This is a genomic window from Nocardia farcinica (assembly GCF_029867845.1).
Taxonomy (GTDB): Bacteria; Actinomycetota; Actinomycetes; order Mycobacteriales; family Mycobacteriaceae; genus Nocardia; species Nocardia farcinica_A.
Genome location: NZ_JARWRU010000463.1, coordinates 1 through 2,886, shown reverse-complemented (window position 1 = coordinate 2,886; position 2,886 = coordinate 1). Strand labels below are relative to the sequence as shown.

The following is a 2,886-nucleotide window of genomic DNA, read 5'->3' as shown; positions in this document are numbered from 1 at the left end:
GTGTGGATCATGGCCGTGTCTCCTACCTGCCCGCGTCGCTCTCCGACCTGCCCGCGTCGCTCTCCGACCTGCCCGCGTCGCTCTCCGACCTGCCCGCGTCGCTCTCCGACCTGCCCGCGTACACGGCGTTCGCCGCGCCGCGCAGGCGTTCCAAGTAGCGGGTGTCGAGGGAGTCCAGGCCGAGCAGGGCGACGAAATCGGCGACGCCGAAGTCCGGGTCGTGGGCGGGTTCGCCGCAGATCCGCGCGCCGAGGCGCAGATAGCCGCGCAGCAGCGGCGGCAGTGTCACGCGGGCGGGCGCGGGCAGTTCGTCGAGAGACCGGCCGTCGACGACGACCGGGCGCAGCGGACGCACCCGCAGGCCCGGTGCGGTCAGATGCCGGGCCGTCACCAGATCGCGGACGCCACGCACGGTGTGGCCCTCCGGTTCGCCCGGCCGTGCCGCCATCGGCACCGAGACGCAGCCCATCACCCGGTCGTAACCGGTGAGCTGGATGTAGTGCAGGATGCCCGCCCACATCAGGGTGAGCACCGAGCCGTTGCGGTGGCCCGGCGCCACACAGGCGCGACCCATCTCCACGATGCGCCTGCCGTGCGGGTCGAGGTCGGTGAGGTCGAATTCGGTGGCGGTGTAGTAGCCACCCGCCGCTGCCGCCTTGTCCGGCGGCAGCATCCGGTAACAGCCGACGAACTCACCGCTGCGCCGGTCGCGGACCAGCAGGTGGTCGCAGTACTGGTCGAATCGGTCGGCGTCGCGGCCCGTTCCGTCGTCGGGCGCCCGGAATCCGGGTTCGGCGGCGAACACCGCGTGACGCAGCCGCTGGGCCGCCTCGCGGTGCGCGGCGTCGGAGGCGACGACCAGGGCGTATCGCGCGGGCGGGGCGCCGGATCCCGCGGAGCCGGCCGGGGCTGTCAGCACAGACATGGAGGTCATGTCGATGATGAAGCCAGGCCGACACTGCGAGGGGACGACCGCGAGGTGTCGCCGGAATGCCCGTCCGGTGAACGAGATACAGGTCACATCGAGTGTTCACCGCGGCGAGGCGAATCGTTCGCGCCGAGGCGGCTCCGGCGTGACCGGTGGGCGGTCAGGCCGCTATCGGCGTGCGTTCCTCGGTCCGCTCCTCGCGGCGCTCCACCTCGGCGAAGCCGGGGCGGGCGGTGCCGATGAAGGCGACCAGCCACGAGGCCACGGCCGCGAACCGGTTGCGGAAGCCCACCAGGTAGAACAGGTGCACGGCCAGCCACATGAACCAGGCGATGACGCCGCGGAAGGTGATGCGCTCGTTGAGCTTGGCCACCGCGCTGAAGCGGCTGATGACCGCCATGCTGCCCTTGTCCCAGTACACGAAGGGGGTGCCGGGCGCGATCTTGCGGCGGATGATGTCGGCGGCGTGGCGGCCCTCCTGCATGGCCACCGGCGACTGGCCGGGGTAACCGTTGAGCGAGGTCATGTCGCCGATGGCGTAGATGTCGGCGTAGCCGCCCACGGTCAGGTCGGGATTGATCAGCAGCCTGCCCGCGCGGTCGGTCTCCGCGCCGGTGGCCTCGGCGAGCAGCTTCGCGAACCCGCCCGCCTGTACGCCCGCCGACCACACCACGGTCTCGGCGGCGATGGTGCGCACCTCGCCCGACTTGTCCTCGACGGTCACCAGGCCGGGCTCGATGTCGGTGACGAAGGTGTCGAGCAGCACGTCGACCCCGCCCTCGCTCAGCGACTTCTTCGCGTACTCCGACAGCCCGCCGCCGAAGGGCGGCAGCACCGCGCCCGCGCCCTCGACCAGGGTCACCGACACCTTCTGGTGGTAGTGCCGCTTGGCCAGCTCGGTGAGCTGACCGGCCACCTCGACACCGGTCGCGCCCGCGCCGACGACCACGAAGCTCAGCAGGCGCTCGCGGGTCCGCTCGTCGGCCTTCGCCGCCTCGGTGAACACGCGCTCGATCTGGGCGCGCAGCAGTTTGGCGTCATCGATGGTCTTCAGCGAGTAGGTCTTCTCGGCGAAATCGTCCCGGCCGAAGTACGACTGCGAGGCGCCGGTGGCGGCGATCAGCGAGCCGTAACGGATGCGGCGCACGCCCTCGTCGGTGCGGTAGGTCAGCACGGCGGCGTCGGGATCGATGCCGATCACCGTGCCCTGCCTGGTCTGGCCGTTCTCGTGCCTGCGCAGGATGCGCGCGATCGGCGGCGCGATCTCGTCCGCACCGAGCACACCGGTGGCGACCTGGTACAGCAACGGCTGGAACAGGTGCTCGCGGGTGCTCGAGATGAGCACGTAGTTCACTCCCGATTTGGCCAGCTGCTTGGCAGCGGCGAGACCTCCGAAGCCCGATCCGACGATCACCACGTCGGTGTATTCGATCCCGTCCAGCTCGGTCCGGCTCTGGACGGCGTGTACTGCATGCACTGCGGCCCCCGTGGTCTCCATGGCAACGACGTTGTTCATCATTCCTCCTCGTCATGACAAACCGTCATCGGGAACCGAGATATTTCAAGGGTCAGGGCGCATAATTCAGATGACTCTTATCTGAATCGCTCATGAATGGAGATCGAAGTGGAGCTTCGGCAGCTCACGTACTTCGTCGCGGTGTGCGAGGAGCTCAGTTTCAGCCGGGCAGCGGCCCGCTGCTTCATCTCGCAGTCGGCGATCAGTCATCAGATCGCCCGCCTCGAACACGACCTCGGGGTCCAGCTGTTCGAACGCTCGACCCGATCGGTGGTGCCGACCGACGCCAGCACAAGGCTACTCCCACTGGCCAAGCAAATGCTCAGTCTGGAATCAGCTATCCGGGCGGCCGCTCGCACCACCCGCCCGCGGATCCCCCTCCCCGCCAAAATGTCCATCGACAGCCGCAACCGGTCGGCCATACCCCGCGCCCGCCCCCCCC

3 protein-coding genes are annotated in these 2,886 nt (G+C 69.4%); 1 reads left to right on the top strand and 2 read right to left on the bottom strand.

Annotated elements, in window-relative coordinates:
* Positions 1-22: 22 nt before the first annotated feature.
* Positions 23-934: a GNAT family N-acetyltransferase gene (locus QH283_RS10000; protein ID WP_280502735.1), complete on the bottom strand. Its 912-nt coding sequence runs from the start codon at positions 932-934 to the stop codon at positions 23-25.
* A gap of 154 nt (positions 935-1,088) precedes the next feature.
* Positions 1,089-2,426 (bottom strand): NAD(P)/FAD-dependent oxidoreductase, encoded by a 1,338-nt coding sequence (locus QH283_RS09995; RefSeq protein WP_414689721.1) that lies wholly within the window; start codon positions 2,424-2,426, stop codon positions 1,089-1,091.
* Positions 2,427-2,540: 114 nt separating this feature from the next.
* Here QH283_RS09995 and QH283_RS09990 point away from each other — a divergent pair.
* Positions 2,541-2,886, top strand: a 346-nt coding sequence (locus QH283_RS09990; protein WP_280502733.1) for a LysR family transcriptional regulator, incomplete at its 3' end; no start/stop codon positions are given.